Origin of the sequence: Pseudomonas aeruginosa, assembly GCF_001457615.1 — a bacterium.
Lineage (GTDB): Bacteria > Pseudomonadota > Gammaproteobacteria > Pseudomonadales > Pseudomonadaceae > Pseudomonas > Pseudomonas aeruginosa.
Window position 1 is genome coordinate 1,328,916 of record NZ_LN831024.1, and the last position, 21,422, is coordinate 1,350,337.

Annotated in this window: 15 protein-coding genes and 1 pseudogene; 12 read left to right on the plus strand and 4 right to left on the minus strand. The window is 66.9% G+C overall.

Translation table 11 applies throughout. From position 1 onward, the window contains the following. Positions 1 to 159: 159 nt before the first annotated feature. Positions 160 to 1,866 carry a WG repeat-containing protein gene (locus AT700_RS06180; RefSeq protein ID WP_003100693.1) on the plus strand — a complete coding sequence of 569 codons (1,707 nt, stop codon included), beginning with the start codon at positions 160 to 162 and terminating at the stop codon, positions 1,864 to 1,866. Positions 1,867 to 1,944: 78 nt separating this feature from the next. On the opposite strand, the gene AT700_RS06185 is transcribed toward AT700_RS06180, so the two are convergent. The 3 genes from AT700_RS06185 to AT700_RS06195 all read right to left on the minus strand — a co-directional run bounded on the left by AT700_RS06185 (position 1,945) and on the right by AT700_RS06195 (position 5,696). Continuing rightward, positions 1,945 to 2,748, minus strand: a complete 804-nt coding sequence (locus tag AT700_RS06185; RefSeq protein ID WP_003162524.1) for a hypothetical protein — start codon at positions 2,746 to 2,748, stop codon at positions 1,945 to 1,947. Between the two features lie 120 nt (positions 2,749 to 2,868). Beyond that, positions 2,869 to 3,510, minus strand: coding sequence for a response regulator transcription factor (locus tag AT700_RS06190; protein ID WP_003092560.1), 642 nt, complete (start codon positions 3,508 to 3,510; stop codon positions 2,869 to 2,871). Between the two features lie 323 nt (positions 3,511 to 3,833). Continuing rightward, on the minus strand, positions 3,834 to 5,696 hold the full coding sequence (locus AT700_RS06195; RefSeq protein WP_003159430.1) for an NAD(P)/FAD-dependent oxidoreductase: 1,863 nt from the start codon (positions 5,694 to 5,696) through the stop codon (positions 3,834 to 3,836). A 321-nt stretch (positions 5,697 to 6,017) separates the two neighbouring features. Here AT700_RS06195 and AT700_RS06200 point away from each other — a divergent pair, with 321 nt between their 5' ends. Beyond that, complete coding sequence (locus AT700_RS06200) at positions 6,018 to 6,713, plus strand: tellurite resistance TerB family protein (protein ID WP_003106298.1); 696 nt, start codon at positions 6,018 to 6,020, stop codon at positions 6,711 to 6,713. Positions 6,714 to 6,749: 36 nt separating this feature from the next. Here AT700_RS06200 and AT700_RS06205 read toward each other — a convergent pair whose 3' ends face one another. Then, positions 6,750 to 7,655, minus strand: coding sequence for a LysR family transcriptional regulator (locus AT700_RS06205; RefSeq protein WP_003106297.1), 906 nt, complete (start codon positions 7,653 to 7,655; stop codon positions 6,750 to 6,752). 172 nt (positions 7,656 to 7,827) lie between these two features. On the opposite strand from AT700_RS06205, the gene AT700_RS06210 reads away from it, so the two are divergent. The 10 genes and pseudogenes from AT700_RS06210 (at position 7,828) to prfB (ending at position 21,269) form a co-directional block, all read left to right on the plus strand. Continuing rightward, complete coding sequence (locus AT700_RS06210; protein WP_003117468.1) at positions 7,828 to 9,501, plus strand: GMC family oxidoreductase; 1,674 nt, start codon at positions 7,828 to 7,830, stop codon at positions 9,499 to 9,501. Positions 9,502 to 9,609: 108 nt separating this feature from the next. Continuing rightward, the gene (locus AT700_RS06215; RefSeq protein ID WP_003106293.1) at positions 9,610 to 11,229 is read left to right on the plus strand and encodes an MFS transporter; all 1,620 of its coding nucleotides are present in this window, start codon (positions 9,610 to 9,612) and stop codon (positions 11,227 to 11,229) included. A gap of 266 nt (positions 11,230 to 11,495) precedes the next feature. Further along, on the plus strand, positions 11,496 to 13,124 hold the full coding sequence (gene wspA / locus AT700_RS06220) for a Wsp signal transduction system chemoreceptor WspA (protein ID WP_003106291.1): 1,629 nt from the start codon (positions 11,496 to 11,498) through the stop codon (positions 13,122 to 13,124). A gap of 4 nt (positions 13,125 to 13,128) precedes the next feature. After that, the gene (locus tag AT700_RS06225) at positions 13,129 to 13,644 is read left to right on the plus strand and encodes a chemotaxis protein CheW (protein ID WP_003106290.1); all 516 of its coding nucleotides are present in this window, start codon (positions 13,129 to 13,131) and stop codon (positions 13,642 to 13,644) included. After that, the gene (locus tag AT700_RS06230) at positions 13,641 to 14,909 is read left to right on the plus strand and encodes a CheR family methyltransferase (RefSeq protein ID WP_003109624.1); all 1,269 of its coding nucleotides are present in this window, start codon (positions 13,641 to 13,643) and stop codon (positions 14,907 to 14,909) included. The genes AT700_RS06225 and AT700_RS06230 overlap by 4 nt, the downstream gene beginning before the upstream one ends. Then, a complete protein-coding gene (locus tag AT700_RS06235; RefSeq protein WP_003103738.1) occupies positions 14,902 to 15,591 on the plus strand; it encodes a chemotaxis protein CheW in 690 nt (229 codons plus the stop codon). The genes AT700_RS06230 and AT700_RS06235 overlap by 8 nt, the downstream gene beginning before the upstream one ends. Then, positions 15,588 to 17,896, plus strand: a pseudogene (wspE, locus tag AT700_RS06240) (Wsp signal transduction system sensor histidine kinase WspE). The gene AT700_RS06235 and the pseudogene wspE overlap by 4 nt, the downstream one beginning before the upstream one ends. Continuing rightward, positions 17,893 to 18,900, plus strand: coding sequence for a Wsp signal transduction system protein-glutamate methylesterase WspF (gene wspF, locus AT700_RS06245; RefSeq protein WP_003092534.1), 1,008 nt, complete (start codon positions 17,893 to 17,895; stop codon positions 18,898 to 18,900). Before wspE ends, wspF begins: the two are co-directional and overlap by 4 nt. 107 nt (positions 18,901 to 19,007) lie before the next feature. After that, positions 19,008 to 20,051, plus strand: a complete 1,044-nt coding sequence (gene wspR / locus AT700_RS06250; protein ID WP_003103734.1) for a Wsp signal transduction system regulator diguanylate cyclase WspR — start codon at positions 19,008 to 19,010, stop codon at positions 20,049 to 20,051. A 122-nt stretch (positions 20,052 to 20,173) separates the two neighbouring features. Then, positions 20,174 to 21,269 (plus strand): peptide chain release factor 2 gene (gene prfB / locus AT700_RS06255; RefSeq protein WP_010895661.1). Its coding sequence is split into 2 segments (ribosomal slippage): positions 20,174 to 20,245 and positions 20,247 to 21,269, totalling 1,095 coding nucleotides; the frame shifts between segments, so codons are not numbered across the junction. The last annotated feature ends 153 nt before the right edge of the window (positions 21,270 to 21,422 follow it).

Sequence of the window (21,422 nt, forward strand, 5' to 3'; positions counted from 1 at the left end):
GCCGCCTGTCGCCGAGCCGACGGATCAGGGCATTGCCAGGCGGTCCGCGGCACGGGCATCATGCCCGCGCCTTTCTGTCGGGAAGGCTACCGCGTTCCGCGATGTCGCGCGCATCGCGGCTGGACACATATCTCAGGGATCATACGAGAACATATCCGCATGCAAAGACTGTCGCGTATCGGCCGCAACACCCTCGCCGTCTCCGTTTCCACCTTGCTCCTCAGCGCCTGCAACCAGGGCGACGATGCGCCGAAGCCTGCGGCGGTCGCGCCGCAACCGGCCGCACCGAGCATGGCTGCACTGAGCATCCCGCTATGCCTCAACGGCCAGTGCGCGGTGATCGACCAGGACGCCAAGCTGCTCGTGCCGTTCGACAACGACTACGACAATATCGTCGCCAGCGCCTACCAGGGCACCCTGATGGCGGCGCGCGAGGAGCGCTGGAACCTGATCCAGGCGAAGGACGGCAAGGTGTTGCGCGACGATATCGGCGAAGCCCTGTCGCTGCTCACCCCCAACCTCTATGGCTTCGTCCGCGATGGCAAGTACGGCGTGGTCGACGGCCAGGGCAAGGAAGTCCAGGCGCCGCGTTTCGACGACATCTACCCCAACAGTGCCAACGAATTCATCATCTACGAGATCGATGGCAAGCGCGGCATCCTCGATGCCAAGGGCAAGCAGCTCACCGAGGCGCTCTACGACACCACCCTGGTCAACGGCAGCGTCGCCGAACACGGCGGCTTGATCAGCGCCGAGCGTGGCGAGGAGAAGTGGATCATCAACCTCGCTACCGGCGAACAGAAGGCCGTGGCCTACGAGAGCCTGGGCGACCTCCACGACGGCGTGATGAGCGCCAGCGTCATCGGCAAGGGCTCCCAACTGGTGGATGCCAAGGGCGACGTGGTCGGTGACGGCAAGAGCTACGATTACCTGGGCACCCCGGCCAACGGCCTGGTCGCGTTCCGCGAGAAGTACGACAGCCCCTGTGGCTACCTCGACTACCAGGGCAAGGTGGCGATCGCCGCCCAGTTCGCCGGTTGCGGCGCCTTCGGCAAGCAGGGTGGGCTGGCCCAGCAGCGCATGGAAGATGGCTCGTCGGGCAAATACGGCCTGATCGATCGCAGCGGCGCCTGGAAGGTGCAGCCGCAGTACGATTCGGCCGACAGCGCCGGCCTCACCGCGCTTGGCTACACCGTCGACGTGCCCGGCCTGGCTGCCGTCGGCGTGAGCACCGGCCTGTTCAGCGCCGACTTCGGCATCTTCAACCTCGACGAAGGCAGCGAGTGGGTGAAGCCGGGTTATGCGCAGATCGGCGCGCTGGGCAACGACCTGTTCGTCGTGGCGAAGAAGGGCGGGCCGCAGAAGACCGTCAGCTTCATGGGTTCGGAAAGCCAGGTGCCGGTGGTGGGCCTGATGGACCGCAGCGGCAAGATGCTGCTGGAGCCGGGCGAACTGATCAGCATCCAGTCTGCGTATGACGGTCGTTTCCTGGAAGGTCTCGACGGTATGGACAACGCTGCCCACACCGTGTTGCTCGATCGCCAGGGACGCACGCTGGTTCCAGCGCTCTGGCAGAAGCTGGAGGTGAATCCGCAGCAGGGTTACATCCTGGGCTACGAAGTCAGCGGCACTGGCGACGAGGCGACGGAAACCTTGCGCGCACTGTACGACCTGAACGGCAAGCCGCGCTTCACCGTGGCCACCACCGATTGCGGCGCCGAACAGTTGCTCGACGGCAATGGCAAGGCGATCTGGCCGCAGGACCCGACCCCGTATTGCCAGTCGGACGACGAGCAGGACGACGAAGGCGAGCCGGAGCAGGAGCCGGCGCCCGTCGAAGAGAGCGAGGAAACCAGCGAGAGCTGAGTTCCCCGAGCGCGTCCGTCCCTTGCGGCGGGCGCGCGGTTCCGCTGTTTCGCCGTGGCTGCTGGCCACGGTCTCCCCTCACTGGCGGTGCCAGAAGTCCGAATACTCCTCTAACGGGTAGCGCTCGCCGTCATAGCGCAGCGTGCGCTTCACCGTGCGCAAGGGTTTGCCGTTCTCCGTTTCGCCGTCGCTGACCCGCGAGGTGATGACCAGGTCGGCAAAGCCGTTGGAGCGTCCGCGGCCGAGTTCCAGGGTCAGGTGCGAGACTTCCTGTTCGAACCCGGGCTCGGCGGAGCAGACCGAGCCTTTCAGCGTCCTCCACTGGTCCAGGTAGGTATTGAGCACCGGCCGCAGCTTGCCTTCGCCGGCCGGCACCACCAGGGTCAGCAGGTTGTCGAAGCCGGCTTCCGGACAACTGGCGCCACGCGCCACGCTATGGAATACCACGCCGAAGGCGCGCACCGTCGGGCTCAGGCGATAGCGCGCGGTGTCCAGCCAGAGGCTGTCGCTGCCGACGGCGACGGAGGCGTCTTCTTCGAAGTCGCTGTCGTAGCGTTCGAGCAGCCTGCCGCTGCGGCTGTCGGCCTTGGCCAATAGCAGATGCGGGTGGCGTTCGCCTTCCACGGCGGTGTCGCCCGGATCCAGGTAGGCCATGGCGATCACCGTCTGCGCGGGGTCGTCCGGCCAGGGCTTGCAGGCCACGGCGAGGAACGGACCGGAAGATTCGTACGAAGGGGCTATCCAGCCATCGTGGCCGACCTGCCTGGCTACGGCGTCAAGCAGTCGCGACGCGCAGGGCTGCGGTTCGCGGGCTTCGGCCTGGCTGGCGAGTCCCAGCAGCAGGAGGCAGAGTCGGGCGGAGAGGCGGCGGTTACGGTCCATGTGAAAAGAGTCCTTTGGCGGAGGCGGGCACGGAAGACGCCCGGCGCTGCGGGACATTCTAGCGGCTGCGCGGACCTTGCGAAGCGGGCTGGCGGGGCGGACATATCGCGGCCGCGCTGCTCAGGCCAGGCCGTTTTCCCGGATGTAGATAAAGAGTCCGGCATTGCTGTCCAGGCCAAGCTTGCGCATGGCGCTGCTCTTTTGCGCGCTGATGGTCTGCTTGCTGCGGCACAGTCGGATGGCGATTTCCCCGACCGCCAGGCCGCTGCCGTACAGGCGCAGCACTTCCACTTCGCGCGGGGTGAGTTGTTCGAGGCTGGCCAGCGGCTTGCCGTGCTCGGCTTCGCCCACTTCCAGCAGGTGTGCGATGGAGCGCGAGATGAATGGTCGACGGCCGGCGTGGCGGATCGCCTTGGGCAGATCGTCGAGCATGCCGCGTTTGCTCACCAGGCCGTGAATGCCCAGCTTGAGCAGGGATGAAACGAGTGCCGGGTTGCCGAGCATGGTGACGACGATGATCGGCAGGTCCGGATAGCGCCGCCGGACCTTCTGCACCAGGCGCAAGCCGTCGGCCTGCTGGCTGCCGGGCATCATCAGGTCGGTGATCAGCAGGTCGCAGGGGTGCGCTTCGAGCTGCGCCAGCAAGCCATCGGCGTCCTGGGCCTGGGCGACGATCCGCAGGTCGTCGTACGCACTCAGCAGATAGCGCATGCCGATCAGGGTGAGGGCGTGGTCGTCGACGAGGATGACGCGTGTTTTCATGAAATCGAACCCGATCGAGGTGGAGGTTTCCGCAGCGGCTACCGGCAACGCCGGCAGGCGGATAATCCGCCAGGAGGCAGCTCCGGACGGGCTCGAATTCTAGCGATGGTGTCTGTCGGTTTAATCAGGACTTTTCTGAATGCTAGTAGGAAATTTCCTATGTGTTTTCCCTAGGTTATTTCGAGGGGAGGCCGAGAAACATAGGGTCTTTGAACGGCTTTCGTGGAGTAGGGGTTGAAATCGCTGTCAGTACATTTCTGTCAGTCTTGCTGGACATCGGAAGGGCGCGACGGCAGCGCGGGTTCCGCTGCCGTCGCCGTCCTTCAACCCAGTTCGCGGACTGCCCGCACCGCCTGGTCGATGGCGGCATGGGCGTAGGCATCCCAGGCCGCATCCGAGTTGGCGATGGCGACATTGCCGACCTTGCTTCGCGCCAGTTCCATCAGCGCTTCGCTTTCCGCCTCGTCGTCGTAGAGGGTATTCATGAAGTAGGAGTAGCCGTGCGACCAGCGGTTCACGGTGATGCCGGTGATGTCGCGGCGGTGGTCGAAGCCCGCCGGGCCGAGCATGGCCTGGAGCTGGTCGCGGATGTCCTTTTCCAGTTGCTCGAAGCTCATCGCGTAGAGCTTGCTGCGGCCTACGCGAGCCTGGGTGCGGGCGTCCATGCCGGCGTTCGGGGTGGTCGGCACGTAGACCATGTGCACGCCGATCGGCTGCCGCGGGTCGCGTGGATGCCGGTAGCTGCCGAGGTCGACCGGGAAGTCCAGCTTGATCCGCGAGTAGGGCAGGGTCGGCGCGTAGATCTCGTGGATGCCGAGGGTCTTCCAGGCCTGCCAGTTGCGCAGCAATACCTTGGTGTACACCAGCGGGAACTTGACGTTCTGGCTCAGCGCGTGGGCCTGCTCCTCGGAGAGGTCGCGCAGCAGGTACGGCACCATCATGTTGTAGCAGGCCATCACGCAGTGCTTGCCGCGTACCCGGTGCAGGTGGCCGGCGCGGCTGTAGCCGACATCGACGCCGCCGGCGCGGTTGCGCACGCTGACGGCGGTGCTGTTCAGGCGCAGGCGCACCGGGTGCCCGGCGAGGTCCAGCTTCGAGTAGTCGAAGCGGGCCATGACGATGTCCTCCATGCCTCGGCCCGGCGCCACCGCGGGGATCAGGTCGCGCACCATGAGCCGAGCCAGCGAGGCGTTGCCGTCGGGGAAATGGTAGATGTACGGCTCGTCCATTTCCGCCTGGGCCTCCTCGCTGGGTTGCGGCAGGCCGAGGGCGTCGAAGCCGGGGAAGCCGGCGGCGTATGCGTCGGCCGCCGGCAGGGCGTCGGCGCCGAGGGCAGAGAAGTCGTTGCTGCGGCCCTGGAAGTACTTCACCGAGGTTTCCGAGAGCCCGACGTTCTTGAGCAGGTAGTCGCGGTAGCTGGTCTTCGCCAGGTAGGTTTCCTTCTCTTCCACGCTCTTGCCGGCAAGATAGTCGCGAGGTGACTCGTACAGCGCGATGAGCGCCTCCCGGTCTTCGCGGCTCAGCGGGAAGTCGCCGATGAAGGCGCGCCAGGAGCGGGCATTGAGACGATCGCGGGGGACCTCGTCGGCAACCATCGGCGTCGGGTCGCCGCTGACCAGCTTGTCCACGCCGAAGCTGGCCTTGTCGAAGAACACCGCGCGGGACAGGCCCAGGCCGGGGTAGAAGTCGGTGTCGAAGGCTGTCTCGAAGCGCTTGAGCTCGACGCCCAGGCGTTTCAGCAGGTGTTTGGCGTCTTCGCTATAGAGGGCGTTCGGCGATTGCAGCGACTCGCTGCCGCCGTAGCCGAGGATAGTGCGCCCGCCGGCCTGGAATTCGTTGCGCTTGGCATGGCCGCCGAAGTCGTCGTGGTTCTCGATGACCAGGATGCGCGCCGCGGGGTGCCGTTCGCGATAGAACCAGGCGGCGGCGAGGCCGCTGATGCCGCCGCCGACCACCACCAGGTCGTATTCCTCTTCGATTGGCAGGTGGTCGACATCGAAGGTCTTCTTCTCCCAGCCCATCTGGTGTGCGACTTCGAAGGCGCCCGGATGGCTACCGCGCAGGCCGGTGAGCGCGGGCGGATAGTAGCGGCCGCCGGGGGCGGCGCGGAGGATCTCGGCGGGGGTCAGGCCTGCGGCGATGGTCAGGGCTACGCCGTTCAGGAAGTCGCGGCGGGAGATGGTCATGGGAAGTCCTTTGCGAGGCAGTGGGTGGCTCGGGGGAGCCATGTTCACAGATTGCTGTTGCGAATGCGCGCGGAGCGGCTGGCGTCGGACGCCGACCCGCAGTCGCGGGCGGGCGCGGAGTTTAGAGGGCCATGCCGGCGCGTCGAAGGGCTTTCTGCTGGCACTAGGCCTCTATCTGGAGAAATGTGACATGTGTCGCGCTTTGCCACGGTGTCCGGGGAGGCCGGCAATATCTCGAAGCAAACTCCCGGCGGGCAGCGCGGACGCGAAGGGCTAGAGTCGGTCGAATCCGGTTGTTACCGAACGTCCTGGAGGTTCCTCATGAATACCCGTGGTTTGCTCGACCAATTGCTCAAGTCCGGGCAGGAAATGTTGCAGAACAAGTCCGGCGGCAAGCCCGGCGCCAGCGGCGGCGGACAGCTCGGCAGCCTGCTTTCCGGCGCCGGCGGCGGAGCCCTGGCGGCCGGCGCCATCGGCCTGCTGCTGGGAAACAAGAAGGCGCGCAAGTTCGGCGGCAAGGCGATCACCTACGGCGGCCTCGCCGCGCTCGGGGTGATCGCCTACAAGGCCTACAACAACTGGCAGCAGCAACAGAACGGCGCCGCGCCGCAGGCGCAGCCGCAGACCGTCGACCGCCTGCCGGAAGCCCAGGCCGAAGTGCATAGCCACGCGATCCTCCAGGCCATCGTCGGTGCGGCCAAGGCCGACGGCCACATCGACGAGCGCGAACGGCAGATGATCGAAGGCGAGGTGGCCAAGCTGACCAGCGACCGCGAGGTGCAGGGCTGGCTGGAGCGCGAGCTGAACAAGCCGCTGGACCCGGCCGAGATCGCCCGTGCCGCGAGCACCCCGGAGATCGCCGCGGAGATGTACCTGGCCAGCCTGCTGATGGTCGACGAGGAAAGCTTCATGGAGCGCTCCTACCTCGAGGAGCTGGCGCGGCAGCTGCGCCTGGAACCCTCGTTCAAGCTGGAGCTGGAGAACCAGGCCAGACAGGCGCTGCAACGCCTGGCCTGAGACGGCGGAGCGTCGTTCCGCGGATAACCGCCGCCATCATGGCGGCGGCGTTGTCGAAGGGCCGAGCAGAACCTCTCGCTCGCGCTGGCACAGCTCCAGCAGGAAGTCCCAGACCACCCGCAGGCGCACCGAGCGGTGCAGCTCCCGCCGGGTGCTCATCCAGTACTCGCGCTGGATGCTTTCCTCGGGCAGCACCGGTACCAGCAACGGATCGCGGCTACCCATGAAGTGCGGCAGGATCGCCAGGCCGATGCCGGCCTGTGCCGCCTGCTGCTGGGCGACCACGCTGGTGCTGCGGAACACGACCTGCGGGTGGCGGCAGAAACTGTGGTGGAACATCAGTTCCTGGCTGAACAGCAGGTCGTCGACGTAGCCGATCCACTGGTGCCTGCCGAGGTCGTCGCGGTCGCGCAGCGGCGGCGCCTGTTCCAGGTAGGCGGGGCTGGCGAACAACGCCAGGCGATAGCGGGTCAGCAGGCGGGTGATCACCAGGTCGGCGCTCGGCCGGTCGAGGGAGATGGCGATGTCCGCTTCGCGGTTGGTGATGCTGACGAAGCGCGGCACCGAGACCAGCTCGACCTCCAGGCCCGGGTAGTGGCGCATCAATTGCGCCAGGCGCGGAGCGAGGAAGACGCTGCCGAGGCCTTCGGTGACGCCGATGCGGATCTGCCCCAGCGGCGAGATGCTCTGGCTCATTTCTTCCTGGGCGAGCAGCGCGGTGTTCTCCATCGCCTCGGCGTGCTTGAGCAGCGCCTGGCCGGCCGGAGTCAACTGGTAGCCGCCGGTGTGCTGGGCGAACAGTTGGGTGCCGAGGTCGCGCTCGATGTTCTCGATGTGCCGGGCCACCGTGGCGTGAGTGGTGCCGAGACGCTTGGCGGCGGTCAGCAGGCGACCGCTGCGCTGCAACTCGAGGAAGAAACGCAGGTCATTCCAGTCGAACATGGGGAGCGCCTTCTGCCGGGCCGAGGGGGGGGCTGTTAGAAAACGAACAATAGCTGCCCCGAAACGTTTGTTTTTTTATCGCGAATGAACGACTAGCCTCAAGCCGTTCGAGACTTGCCAGTCATCCGCAGGTCCGACGGCCCATCACAAGAACGACAAGACGAGGCTCGCCATGCCCGAGGTACTGGATACCTACGACTACCTCATCGTTGGCGCCGGACCTGCCGGCTGCCTGCTGGCCAACCGGCTTTCCGCCGACCCTGCCAACCGTGTCCTGCTGCTGGAAGCCGGCGGCCCGGACAACTATCCCTGGATCCACATTCCCGTCGGCTACCTCTACTGCATCGGCAACCCGCGTACCGACTGGTGCTTCGACACCGACGAGGTCCCCGGGCTCAACGGTCGTTCCCTGAAGTACCCGCGCGGCAAGGTGCTCGGAGGATGCTCCTCGATCAATGGCATGATCTACATGCGTGGCCAGGCCCGCGACTACGACCAGTGGGTGGCCGAAGGCAATCCGGGCTGGAGCTGGAGAGAGCTGCTGCCGCTGTTCCGCAGGATGGAGGACCATTTCGCCGGGACCAGCGAAATGCACGGCGCCGGCGGCGAATGGCGGGTAGAACGCCAGCGGCTCTCCTGGAAGCTGCTCGATGCCTTCCAGCAGGCGGCGGCGCAGACCGGCATCGCCAGCGTCGAGGATTTCAACGGTGGCGACAACGAAGGCTGCGGCTACTTCCAGGTCAACCAGCGCGGCGGGGTGCGCTGGAATGCCTCGAAAGGCTTCCTGCGCGGCATCGCCCAGCGCGCCAACCTGACGGTTCTGACCCATGCCGAAGTCCAGCGAGTGCTCCTCGAGGACGGCCGCGCCAGGGCCCTGTCGGTCCGTTGGCAGGGCCGCGAGCAGCGCTTCGAGGCGCGCCGCGAGATCGTCCTGAGCGCCGGCGCGATCGGTTCGCCGTGCCTGCTGCAACGCTCCGGGATCGGCCCGCGGGACCTGCTGGAGCAGCTCGGCGCCGGGGTCGTCCACGAGTTGCCCGGGGTTGGTGGCAATCTCCAGGATCACCTGCAGCTGCGCATGATCTACAAGGTCGACGGCGTTCCCACCCTCAACCAGATCGCCGGCAGCCTATGGGGCAAGCTGGGCATGGGCCTGCGCTACCTGGCGAGCCGCAGCGGGCCGTTGTCGATGGCGCCGAGCCAACTGGGCGCCTTCGCCCGCTCCGATCCGCAGCAGCCCTCGGCCAACCTCGAATACCATGTCCAGCCGCTCTCGCTGGATCGCTTCGGCGAGCCGCTGCATGCCTTCCCTGCGTTCACCGCGTCGGTCTGCGACCTGCGCCCGCACAGCCGGGGGACGGTGCGCATCCGCTCGCTCGACCCGGGCGAGGCGCCGTCGATCCAGCCCAACTACCTGAGCGATCCGCGCGACCTGAAGGTCGCCGCCGACGCCATACGCCTGACCCGCCGCATCGCCGCCGCACCGGCGCTGGCCGCCTTCCGTCCGCAGGAATACAAGCCCGGCCCGGAATACCGCAGCGAAGAGGATCTGCAGCGCGCTGCGGCGGAGATCGGCACCACCATCTTCCACCCTGCCGGCACCTGCCGCATGGGCCAGGGGCCGCAAGCGGTGGTGGATGCGCAATTGAGGGTGCACGGAATCCCCGGCCTGCGCATCGCCGATGCCTCGATCATGCCCAGCCTGACCTCCGGCAACACCTGTTCGCCGGTGCTGGTGATCGCCGAGAAGGCGGCGCAGATGATTCTCGCCGAGCGCCGCCGCGAGGCCGCGCCGCAGGTCGTCGAAAGCGCCATGGCGGCCGGCGGCAAGGAGGCGGTGGAGGCCTGAGGATCGCTACACCCCGTATCGCGTGGCGCCCGGCGCCGCAGCGGTCGACGCTGAAAACGGAAATGGCAGACAACAATAAGAGCCCCCACAAGGGGCGGGAGAGCCGCAATGACCGAGTACGCAACGACCCCTTCCTACACAGTGCCTGCGACCACGCCCCAGGAGGAGCGCAAGGTGATCTTCGCCTCCTCGCTGGGCACGGTCTTCGAGTGGTACGACTTCTTCCTCTACGGCGCCCTGGCGGCGGTGATCAGCAAGCAGTTCTTCGCCGGCGTCAACGACACCACGGCCTTCATCTTCGCCCTGATGGCCTTCGCCGCCGGCTTCCTGGTGCGGCCCTTCGGCGCGCTGGTGTTCGGCCGCCTGGGCGACATGATCGGGCGCAAGTACACCTTCCTGGTGACCATCCTGTTGATGGGGTTGTCGACCTTCGCTGTCGGCCTGCTGCCCACCTATGCCTCGATCGGGGTCGCCGCGCCGATCATCCTGGTCACCTTGCGCATGCTCCAGGGCCTGGCCCTGGGCGGCGAGTACGGCGGCGCGGCGATCTATGTCGCCGAGCACGCCCCGGCGAACAAGCGCGGTAGCTACACCAGTTGGATCCAGTCCACCGCGACCCTCGGCCTGTTGCTCTCGCTGCTGGTGATCCTGGCCTGTCGCCAGTTGACCGGCGACGAGTTCGAGACCTGGGGCTGGCGCCTGCCATTCCTGCTGTCCATCGTCCTGCTGGGCATCTCCACCTGGATCCGCCTGTCCATGCGCGAGTCGCCGGCGTTCCTCAAGATGAAGGCCGAGGGCAAGGTCAGCAAGGCGCCGCTGCGCGAGTCCTTCACCCAGTGGGGCAACCTGAAGGTGGTGCTGACCGCGCTGTTCAGCATCAATGCCGGCCAGGCGGTGACCTTCTACACGGCGCAGTTCTACGTGCTGTTCTTCCTTACCCAGGTGCTCAAGGTCGATGGCGGCACCGCCAACGGTCTGCTGATCGTCGCCCTGGTGCTTGGCGCGCCGTTCTTCATCGTCGCCGGCTGGCTGTCCGACCGCATCGGCCGCAAGCCGGTGCTGCTGGCCGGACTGTTGCTCGCCACGCTGTTCTACTTCCCGCTGTTCAAGGGCCTGACCCACTACGCCAACCCGGCCATCGACCAGGCCAGCCGGCAGTCGCCGATCAGCGTGGTGGCCGACCCGGCGACCTGCACTTTCCAGTTCGACCCGGTAGGCAAGGCGACCTTCGACAGCCCCTGCGACAAGGTCAAGACCTTCCTGGTCAAGGCCGGCCTGCCCTACTCGACGGTGGCGGCGCCCGCCGGCAGCGACGTCAGGGTGCGGATCGGCGAGACCGAGATCGCCGGCTTCGACGCCGAAGCGATGGCGGCCGCGGTGAAGACGGCAGGCTATCCGCAGCAGGCCGACGGCAGCCAGGTGAACAAGCCGATGGTGATCGCCATCATCTTCGCCCTGGTACTGATCTCCACCCTCTGCTACGGCCCGCTGGCGGCGCTGATGGTCGAACTGTTCCCGACCCGCATCCGCTATTCCTCGCTGTCCCTGCCGTACCACATCGGCAATGGCTGGTTCGGCGGCTTCCTGCCCACGGTCTCGTTCGCCCTGGTGGTGTACACCGGCGACATCTTCTACGGCCTCTGGTATCCGGTGCTGATCACCGGCGGTAGCCTGGTCTGCGCCTTGCTGTTCCTCCGCGAAACCCGCCATACCGACATCCACCGGTGAAATCGCGCCCCGTTCCCGGCATGGGGACGGGGCGCACATTCCCTCCGTGATGAGCCTGTCTTCTCAGAAAAGTCTGGCTTGCCAGTTTTCTTTCTTTGTCTTTCTGCCACACTTCTGGCGTCAAAAAACGCCTTTCCAGCGCCTACAATAGCGGGAAAACCCTATGGCGCTGCTTGCCGGTGCCGGGGACGGCCTATACAGTCCGCGCGATTGACGGGCCGTTGTGGCGGCAGGAACGAATCCGGACTCGAGTCTTGGGGAAAAATGTGAAGAACTGGACTGTTCGCCAGCGAATCCTGGCAAGTTTCGCCGTGATCATCGCGATCATGCTGCTGATGGCCGCTACTGCGTACGTGAAGATGTTGACGGTGGAAAAGGGCGCCTACCGTGTCCAGGACGACGCCATGCCGGGGATGTACTTCATCACGCTGGTACGCAGTTCGTGGACCGACAACTACTTGCAGACCCAGGAACTGTTCGGCATCACCGACGACCACGAGCTGAGCAAGGCCGAGGCCGACAGTATCCTCGCCAGCGAGGAGCGCCTGGACCAGCAGATCGCCTCCTACCAGAAGACCATGAACCCGGACGAGGCCCGCGACCACGAGTTGCTCGCCGGTTTCCAGGCCGTGCGCAAGAACTACCTGGAGCAGCACGACAAGGTGCTCGAGCTTTACCGCGAGAAGCGCTTCGAGGAAGCCGGCAAGCTCGTCGCCGGCCCGTTGACCGAGCACTGGCGCGAGGGCCGCAAGTACCTCAACGAGATGATCGAGCTGAACAAGGACATCGCCGACCGCGCCTCGGACAACATCGTAAACGCGGTGGACGATGCCGAACTGAGCATGCTGGTGACCCTGCTGCTGGCGGTGGTGGTAGCCGGCATCTGCGGGTTCCTGCTGTTGCGGGCGATCACCCAGCCGATCCAGAAGATCGTCCGCAGCCTCGACCTGATGGCCGGTGGCGACCTCACCGCACGCCTGAACCTCGGCCGGCGTGACGAATTCGGCGCCATCGAGACCGGTTTCAACGGCATGGCCGAAGAGCTCAAGGGCCTGGTGTCGCAGGCCCAGCGTTCTTCGGTGCAGGTCACCACCTCGGTCACCGAGATCGCCGCGACCTCCAAGCAGCAGCAGGCCACCGCCACCGAAACCGCCGCGACCACCACGGAGATCGGCGCCACTTCTCGCGAGATCGCCGCCACCTCGCGCGACCTGGTGCGGACCATGAGCGAAGTCTCCGGCGCCGCCGAGCAGACTTCGACCCTGGCCGGTTCCGGCCAGTTGGGCCTGGCGCGCATGGAGGAAACCATGCACCACGTGATGGGTGCGGCCGACCTGGTCAACGCCAAGCTGGCGATCCTCAACGAGAAGGCCGGCAACATCAACCAGGTGGTCACCACCATCGTCAAGGTCGCCGACCAGACCAACCTGCTCTCGCTGAACGCCGCCATCGAGGCGGAGAAAGCCGGCGAGTACGGCCGCGGGTTCGCCGTGGTGGCCACCGAGGTGCGCCGGCTGGCGGACCAGACCGCGGTCGCCACCTACGACATCGAGCAGATGGTGCGCGAGATCCAGTCGGCGGTATCGGCCGGGGTGATGGGCATGGACAAGTTCTCCGAGGAGGTCCGCCGCGGTATCGCCGAGGTCGGCCAGGTCGGCGAGCAACTGTCGCAGATCATCCAGCAGGTGCAGGCGCTGGCGCCGCGGGTGCAGATGGTCAACGAGGGTATGCAGGCCCAGGCTACCGGTGCCGAGCAGATCAACCAGGCGCTGGTGCAACTGGGCGAGGCCACCGGGCAGACCGTGGAGTCGCTGCGCCAGGCCAGCTTCGCCATCGATGAGCTGAACCTGGTGGCGAACGGGCTGCGCAACGGCGTATCCCGCTTCAAAGTCTGAGGCTGTGACCGTGTCCCGCTCCACCGGCGATCATCGACGCACCAGCAAGCTGTTCCTGCTGTTCCGCATGGAAGGCGACCGCTATGCCCTGGATGCCCGCGAAGTGGTCGAAGTGCTGCCGCTGCTGCGCCTGAAGCGCATTCCGGAGGCGCCGGAATGGGTCGCCGGGGTGTTCTCCCATCGCGGCGTCCTGGTCCCGGTGCTCGACCTCTGCGCAATGGCCTTCGGCCGCGCGGCGCTGGCCCGCACCAGCACGCGCATCGTGCTGGTCGAATACCGCGCCCGCCAGGACCGGGAGCCGGTCTGGCTCGGACTGATCCTCGAACAGGCCACCGATACCCTGCGCTGCGAACCGTCGGCGTTCCGCGACTATGGCCTGGACAACGGCGGGGCCCGCTATCTCGGTCCGGTCTATGAAGGACCACGGGGACTGGTGCAATGGGTGCGGGTCGAGGCATTGCTGCCCGACGAAGTGCGCGCCCTGCTGTTCCCGCCGGAGTGCGGCGAGGGGACGGCATGAACGATCGCTTCGAACGCCTGCTCAAGAGCAGGATCGGCCTGGATGCCAGCTCGGTGGGCAGCGCGGTGATCGAGCGCGCGGTACGCCAGCGCATGAGCGGCCTCGCGCTGCACGACGAGGACGAATACTGGATGCGCCTGAACGGCTCGCCGGGCGAGGTGCAGGCGCTGATCGAAGCGGTGGTGGTGCCGGAGACCTGGTTCTTCCGCTACCCGGAGTCGTTCACCACCCTCGCCAGGCTGGCCTTCGAGCGCCTGCCGAGCCTGGGCGGCGGACGCGCGCTAAGGATCCTCAGCCTGCCCTGTTCCACCGGCGAGGAGCCGTATTCCATCGTCATGGCCTTGCTCGATGCCGGGCTCTCCGAGTACCTGTTCGAGGTCGACGCCCTCGACGTCAGCGCTCGGGTGATCGAGCGCGCCAGCCTCGGGGTGTACGGCAGGAATTCCTTTCGCGGCGATGAACTGGGGTTTCGCGACCGCCATTTCAGCGAGGTTGCCGATGGCTACCAGTTGGCCGAGCAGGTTCGCCGCAAGGTGCGCTTCCGCTGCGGCAATTTGCTCGATCCCGGGCTACTGGCGGGCGAGGCACCCTACGATTTCGTGTTCTGTCGCAACCTGCTGATCTATTTCGACCGCCCGACCCAGAGCGAGGTGGTCGAGGTGCTCAAGCGCCTGTTGCGGCCGGACGGCGCGATGTTCATCGGACCAGCCGAGGCGAGCCTGCTCAGCCAGCATGGCATGCAGCCGATCGGCGTGCCGCTGTCTTTCGTGTTCCGCCGGACCAGCGAGGCGCCCCGCGGCGCGCGGCCCAAAGCGGTGAGCGACGGAGCGCGCCCGGTCGTTGCCGCCGCCGTGGAGCGTGCGAGTATTCGGCCTTCGCCGCCGCCACCGGCGAAACCGCGCCAGCGGCTGTCCAGCCTGGTTCCGCCAGCCAGCGGCCAGCCCCTCGCCAGTCCCGTCGGCGAATTCGACGAAATCGCCCGCCTGGCGGATGCCGGCCAGCACCGCGAGGCGCGCGCCGCCTGCGAGCGCCAACTGGCCGCGCGTGGGCCGTCGGCCACGGTCTTCTACTGGCTCGGGCTGCTCAGCGATGTCGCCGGGCAGGAGCAGGAAGCCCAGGATTTCTACCGCAAGGCCCTGTACCTGGAGCCGCAGCACGCCGAGGCGCTGGCGCACCTGGCGGCGCTGCTCGCCGCTCGCGGCGACCATGCCGGCGCCCGGCGCCTGCAGCAACGTGCGGCCCGTGGAGTGAACAAAGATGGTTGAGGCGAGCCTGACCTTGCTCGATACCCAACAGGTGGATGACTGCTGGAACCGCATCGGCGTGCATGGCGACAAGTCCTGCGAACGCCTGGCCGAGCATGTCCATTGCCGCAACTGCGAGGTTTACGCTGCCGCGGCGACCTACTTGCTGGACCGCATCGCCCTGCGCCAGGACCAGCTCGACAGCGCCGAAACGATGGACAGCCAGCGCGAACAGAGCGACCTCGGCGAGACGCGTTCGATCCTGGTGTTCCGCCTGGGCGAAGAGTGGTTCGGCCTGGCCACCGGCAGCCTGGTGGAAGTGGCGCCGATGAATCCTATCCATTCCCTGCCGCACCAGCGCTCGCGCGCCCTGCAAGGGGTGACCAACGTGCGCGGCGCGCTGGTCGCCTGCCTTTCCCTCGGCGAACTGCTGGATCTCGAACCCGGCGCCGCGCCGGTCAGCGAGCGACGGGTAGTTCCGCGCATGCTGATCATTTCCGCCGCCGGCGGTCCGGTGGTGGCGCCGGTGGAGGAAGTCGACGGCATCCATGCGATTCCGCTGGCGCGGATACTGCCGCCCAACCACGCCGACGGCCAGGCCTCGCGCCGGCACGTGGCCGGCGTGCTGCAATGGCGCGAGCGGAGCATCACCCTGCTCGACGAAGGCCCTCTCCTGCAAGCCGTAGCGCGGAGCCTGGCATGACCCCGGACCAGATGAGAGACGCGTCGCTGCTCGAGCTGTTCCGGCTCGAGGCGGAGGCCCAGACCCAGGTGCTCAACGCCGGCCTGATGGCGCTGGAGCGCAGCCCGACCCAGGCCGACCAACTGGAAGCCTGCATGCGCGCCGCGCACTCGCTGAAAGGCGCGGCGCGTATCGTCGGGCTGGACGCCGGCGTGCGCGTGGCGCACGTCATGGAGGATTGCCTGGTGGAGGCGCAGGACGGACGCCTGCTCCTGCAATCGGAACATATCGATGCGTTGCTCCAGGGCTGCGACCTGTTGCTGCGTATCGGCACCCCGCCCGCCGGCGACGCAGGCTGGGCCGAAGGCGCCGGGCGGGAAGAGATCGACGGCCTGGTGCTGCGCCTCGAAGGCCTGGTGCGCAGCGGCCTGCCGCTGGCCCGCGCGGAGCTGCCGGCGACGACTCCCGGTCTGCCGGAAGCGGTCCCCGAGGCGCCGCCAGCGGCGTCAGCGGCCGCCAGCGACGACAACGACGAGGAGCCCGCCGGGCAGGCGGGCGGCGAACAGGCCGAGGAGCGCCGCAGCCGGGTCCTGCGGGTCACCGCCGAACGCCTGGACAGGCTGCTGGATATCTCCAGCAAGTCGCTGGTGGAGTTCCAGCGCATCAAGCCGCTGGCCGATTCCCTGCAACGCCTGCGTCGCCTGCAGTCCAGCGCCAGCCGCGCGCTCGACGTGGTACGCGAGACGGTCCAGGAAACCGCCCTCGACCCGCAGGCCCAGGCCATGCTCGGCGAGGCGCGGCAACTGATTGGCGAATGCCAGCAGATGCTGGTGCAGCACATCGCCGATCTCGACGAGTTCGCCTGGCAGGGCGGCCAGCGTGCCCAGGTGCTCTACGACGCGGCGCTGGCCTCGCGGATGCGGCCATTCGCCGACGTCCTTAGCGGCCAGGCGCGGATGGTTCGCGACCTGGGCCGCTCGCTGGGCAAGCAGGTGCGCCTGCTGGTCGAGGGCGAAAGCACCCAGGTCGACCGGGATGTCCTGGAAAAACTCGAAGCGCCGCTCACCCACCTGCTGCGCAATGCCGTCGATCACGGTATCGAGGCGCCGGAAACCCGCCTCGCCGCCGGCAAGCCGGCCGAGGGCAGGATCACCATCCGCGCCCGCCACCACGCCGGCATGCTGGTCCTGGAACTGAGCGACGACGGCGGCGGCATCGATCTGCAGCGCCTGCGCGAGACCGTGCTCAATCGCCAGTTCGCCACCGCCGAGACCGTGGCGCAACTGAGCGAGGAGGAACTCCTGGCGTTTCTCTTCCTGCCCGGCTTCAGCATGCGCGAGCAGGTCACCGAGGTGTCCGGTCGCGGCGTCGGACTGGACGCCGTGCAGCACATGGTCCGCCAGTTGCGCGGCGGCGTGCGCATGGAGCAACGCCAGGGGCAGGGAGCGCTGTTTCACGTCGAGGTGCCGCTGACCCTGTCCGTGGTGCGCAGCCTGGTGGTGGAGATCGGCGAGGAGGCCTACGCCTTCCCGCTGGCGCACATCGAGCGCATGTGCGAGCTGGAAGCGGAGGAGATCGTCCAGCTCGAAGGTCGCCAGCACTTCTGGTACGAGGGTCGCCATGTCGGCCTGGTCTCGGCTGCGCAACTGCTGCAGCGGCCCGAGAGCAGCCGCACCGAAGGGGCCATCCCGGTAGTGGTGGTGCGCGACCGCGATGCGGTCTACGGCGTCGCCGTGGAGCGTTTCGTCGGCGAGCGTACCCTGGTGGTGATGCCTCTCGATCCGCGCCTGGGCAAGGTGCGCGACGTTTCCGCCGGCGCCTTGCTGGACGACGGTTCGCCAGTGCTGATCCTGGACGTCGAGGACCTCCTGCATTCGGTCGGCAAGCTGCTCAGCAGCGGCCGCCTGGAGCGCATCGATCGCAGCCGGCGGCAGGCCGGCGGGCGCAACGCAAGCGCATCCTGGTGGTCGACGACTCGCTCACGGTGCGTGAGCTGGAACGCAAGCTCCTGCTCGGCCGCGGCTACGACGTGGCAGTGGCGGTGGATGGCATGGACGGCTGGAACGCCCTGCGCTCGGAGCATTTCGACCTGCTCATCACCGATATCGACATGCCGCGCATGGACGGTATCGAACTGGTCACCCTGGTGCGTCGCGACAGCCGCCTGCAGTCGCTGCCGGTGATGGTGGTGTCCTACAAGGATCGTGAGGAGGACCGTCGGCGCGGTCTCGACGCCGGCGCCGACTATTATCTGGCGAAGGCCAGTTTCCACGATGAGGCCTTGCTGGATGCCGTCGTCGTCCTGATCGGAGAAGCACAGGGTTGAGGATCGGAATCGTCAATGACATGCCGTTGGCCGTCGAGGCGCTGCGCCGCGCGCTGGCCTTCGAGCCGCAGCACCAGATCGTCTGGGTCGCCAGCAACGGTGCCGAGGCGGTGACCCAGTGCGCCGCCGATACGCCCGACGTGGTGCTGATGGACCTGCTCATGCCGGTGATGGACGGCGTCGAGGCAACTCGTCGGATCATGGCGGAAAGTCCTTGCGCGATCGTGATTGTTACCGTCGATATCGAGCAGAATGTGCACCGGGTTTTCGAAGCGATGGGATATGGGGCGCTCGATGCGGTGAACACGCCGGCGCTGGGCATCGGCAACCCGCAAACGGCGGCGGCGCCGTTGTTGCGCAAGATTCAGAACGTCGGCTGGCTGATCGGCCAGCGCGATAACCGTGGCAAGGTCCAGGTGGTGCCGCCGAAGGCCGGCGGGGCGCGCCAGCGTCTGGTGGCGATCGGCGCCTCGGCTGGCGGTCCGGCGTCGCTCGCGGTGTTGCTCAAGCAACTGCCGGCCAGTTTCAATGCCGCAGTGGTGCTGGTGCAGCATGTCGACGAGGTATTCGCCGCCGGCATGGCCGAATGGCTGGCCAGCGAATCGAAGCTGCCGGTGCGCCTGGCGCGCGATGGCGAGCCGCCGATACCGGGGCAGATCCTGCTGGCGGGGACCAACAATCACATCCGCCTGCTGCGCAACGGTTCGCTGGTGTACACCGCCGAACCGCGTTCTTTCGTCTACCGGCCGTCCATCGACGTGTTTTTCGAGAGCGTGGCGAATTATTGGCGTGGCGATGCCGTGGGCGTGCTGCTGACCGGCATGGGCCGCGACGGCGCCCAGGGCCTCAAGCAGATGCGCGAGCGCGGTTTCCTCACCATCGCCCAGGACCAGGCCAGTTGCGCAGTCTACGGGATGCCGAAGGCTGCGGCGGCGATCGATGCAGCGGTGCAGATCCTTTCCCTGGAAAAGATCGCCCCGCGCCTGGCGGAGGTATTCGATTAGCCGGGTTCGACTCCGGCCAGGCGCCAGGGTAGGCGCCGGCGCCCGCCGCGGCGGTGCGTGGAACAGCATTCAATTTGATACGAGGGGCCCCGGTCCCGGAGAGAAACATGCACAACCCTCATGAGAGCAAGACCGACCTGGGCGCCCCTCTGGACGGCGCGGTCATGGTACTGCTTGTCGATGATCAGGCCATGATCGGAGAGGCTGTGCGTCGCTCACTGGCGAGCGAGGCGGGCATCGACTTCCATTTCTGTTCCGATCCGCAGCAGGCGGTGGCGGTGGCCAACCAGATCAAGCCGACGGTGATCCTCCAGGACCTGGTGATGCCCGGCGTCGACGGCCTCACGCTGCTCGCCGCCTACCGCGGCAACCCGGCGACCCGCGACATCCCGATCATCGTCCTGTCGACCAAGGAAGAGCCGACGGTGAAGAGCGCGGCGTTCGCCGCCGGCGCCAACGACTACCTGGTCAAGCTGCCTGACGCCATCGAGCTGGTGGCGCGGATCCGCTACCACTCGCGTTCGTACATCGCCCTGCAGCAACGCGACGAGGCCTATCGGGCGCTGCGCGAGAGCCAGCAGCAGTTGCTGGAGACCAACCTGGTGCTGCAGCGGCTGATGAACTCCGACGGCCTGACCGGGCTCTCCAACCGTCGTCACTTCGACGAATACCTGGAGATGGAGTGGCGCCGCTCGCTGCGCGAGCAGTCGCAACTGTCGCTGCTGATGATCGACGTGGACTATTTCAAGAGCTACAACGACACCTTCGGCCACGTCGCCGGCGACGAGGCCCTGCGCCAGGTCGCCGGGGCCATCCGCGAGGGCTGCAGTCGCTCCTCGGACCTGGCGGCTCGGTACGGCGGCGAGGAGTTCGCCATGGTCCTCCCGGGCACCTCGCCGGGCGGCGCACGGTTGCTGGCGGAGAAGGTCCGGCGCACGGTGGAGAGCCTGCAGATCAGCCACGACCAGCCACGCCCGGGCTCGCACCTGACCGTCAGCATCGGCGTCAGCACCCTGGTGCCGGGCGGCGGCGGGCAAACCTTCCGGGTTCTCATCGAGATGGCCGACCAGGCGCTCTACCAGGCCAAGAACAATGGCCGCAACCAGGTCGGCCTGATGGAACAGCCGGTGCCGCCGGCCCCGGCGGGCTGAGCGGCGCGCGGCGGCCATGCGTCGCCGGCCGGCATTAAATAGAGGCCGGCGTACTGCCTGTGGGGCGCAAGTGCAGTATACTTCGCAGCTTTTCGACGTTTTCCCGCGAGTGAGCGCCAGCCATGGAAATCAACCCGATCCTCAACAGCATCAAGGACCTCTCCGAGCGCACCCAGACCATTCGGGGGTATCTTTGACTACGATCAGAAGCATGATCGCCTGGTCGAAGTAAACCGCGAGCTCGAAGACCCCAACGTCTGGAACAACCCCGAATACGCCCAGAACCTCGGCCGCGAGCGCGCCCAGCTGGCGCAGGTGGTGGAAACCCTGGACGACCTGACCAGCGGCCTGGCCGACTCCCGCGACCTGCTGGACATGGCGGTCGAGGAAGACGACGAGGGCGCCGTCGACGACGTTGCCAACGAAGTCGAGCGTCTGCGCGAGATCCTCGAGAAGCTGGAGTTCCGCCGCATGTTCAGCGGCGAGATGGACCCGAACAACGCCTACCTGGACATCCAGGCCGGCTCCGGCGGCACCGAGGCCCAGGACTGGGCCAACATGCTGCTGCGCATGTACCTGCGCTGGGCCGACAAGCACGGCTTCGACGCCACTATCATCGAGCTGTCCGAGGGCGAGGTCGCCGGCATCAAGGGCGCCACCGTGCACATCAAGGGCGAGTACGCCTTCGGCTGGCTGCGCACCGAGATCGGCGTGCACCGCCTGGTGCGCAAGAGTCCGTTCGACTCCGGCAACCGTCGCCACACCTCGTTCACCGCGGTGTTCGTATCGCCGGAAATCGACGACAACATCGAGATCGAGATCAACCCGGCCGACCTGCGCATCGATACCTACCGCTCCTCCGGCGCGGGCGGTCAGCACGTGAACACCACCGATTCGGCGGTGCGGATCACCCACGTGCCGACCAATACCGTGGTGGCGTGCCAGAACGAACGCTCCCAGCACGCCAACAAGGACACCGCGATGAAGATGCTGCGGGCCAAGTTGTACGAGCTGGAAATGCAGAAGCGTACCGCCGCGTCCCAGGCCCTGGAGGACTCCAAGTCCGACATCGGCTGGGGCCACCAGATCCGCTCCTACGTGCTCGACCAGTCGCGGATCAAGGACCTGCGTACCGGTATCGAGCGCAGCGACTGCGACAAGGTGCTCGACGGCGATCTAGACGAATACCTCGAAGCCAGCCTCAAACAGGGGCTGTAAAGCTGCTGCGCCTGGCCAGGCCGCGTTGGAAAATGGTTCGGACTGCTCGTTTTTTACGATCGTGAACTCCGTGTCCTCGCCATTTCCCGCCTTGCCTGGCCGGCGTTCGCTACGCTTTTCGCCCCTGTTGCGCAATCCGTTTCCACAGGCAAG

What these genes read in the sequence shown, in the direction of transcription:
- AT700_RS06215 (WP_003106293.1), top strand. Translation starts at nt 9,610, where the DNA reads ATGACCGAGTACGCAACGACCCCTTCCTACACAGTGCCTGCGACCACG.
- AT700_RS06230 (WP_003109624.1), top strand. Translation starts at nt 13,641, where the DNA reads ATGAACGATCGCTTCGAACGCCTGCTCAAGAGCAGGATCGGCCTGGAT.
- AT700_RS06235 (WP_003103738.1), top strand. Translation starts at nt 14,902, where the DNA reads ATGGTTGAGGCGAGCCTGACCTTGCTCGATACCCAACAGGTGGATGAC.
- AT700_RS06200 (WP_003106298.1), top strand. Translation starts at nt 6,018, where the DNA reads ATGAATACCCGTGGTTTGCTCGACCAATTGCTCAAGTCCGGGCAGGAA.
- wspR (WP_003103734.1), top strand. Translation starts at nt 19,008, where the DNA reads ATGCACAACCCTCATGAGAGCAAGACCGACCTGGGCGCCCCTCTGGAC.
- AT700_RS06195 (WP_003159430.1), bottom strand. Translation starts at nt 5,696, where the DNA reads ATGACCATCTCCCGCCGCGACTTCCTGAACGGCGTAGCCCTGACCATC.
- AT700_RS06185 (WP_003162524.1), bottom strand. Translation starts at nt 2,748, where the DNA reads ATGGACCGTAACCGCCGCCTCTCCGCCCGACTCTGCCTCCTGCTGCTG.
- AT700_RS06180 (WP_003100693.1), top strand. Translation starts at nt 160, where the DNA reads ATGCAAAGACTGTCGCGTATCGGCCGCAACACCCTCGCCGTCTCCGTT.
- AT700_RS06205 (WP_003106297.1), bottom strand. Translation starts at nt 7,655, where the DNA reads ATGTTCGACTGGAATGACCTGCGTTTCTTCCTCGAGTTGCAGCGCAGC.
- AT700_RS06210 (WP_003117468.1), top strand. Translation starts at nt 7,828, where the DNA reads ATGCCCGAGGTACTGGATACCTACGACTACCTCATCGTTGGCGCCGGA.
- AT700_RS06190 (WP_003092560.1), bottom strand. Translation starts at nt 3,510, where the DNA reads ATGAAAACACGCGTCATCCTCGTCGACGACCACGCCCTCACCCTGATC.